General features: G+C 55.8%; 1 pseudogene. It reads left to right on the top strand.

The features are described 5' to 3' along the window. Positions 1-274: pseudogene (locus V5P19_RS23570) on the top strand (carbamate kinase); the annotation flags it as partial.

Genomic DNA, 274 nt, shown 5'->3' with positions numbered 1-274 from the left:
CTGCTGGCCCGTGAAATTCACGCCGACATTCTTGTGATCACCACTGGCGTCGAAAAAGTGTGTATTCACTTTGGCAAACCGCAGCAGCAGGCGCTCGATCGGGTGGATATTGCCACCATGACCCGCTATATGCAGGAAGGGCATTTCCCGCCCGGCAGCATGTTGCCAAAAATCATCGCCAGCCTGACATTTTTAGAACAAGGCGGCAAAGAAGTGATTATCACCACGCCGGAATGCCTGCCTGCGGCGCTGCGCGGCGAAACGGGCACTCAGA

Source organism: Enterobacter sp. UNJFSC 003 (genome assembly GCF_036903355.1).
Classification (GTDB): domain Bacteria; phylum Pseudomonadota; class Gammaproteobacteria; order Enterobacterales; family Enterobacteriaceae; genus Enterobacter.
The sequence above is the reverse complement of the archived record's forward strand: the minus strand, read 5'-3'. Positions and strand labels throughout refer to the sequence as shown.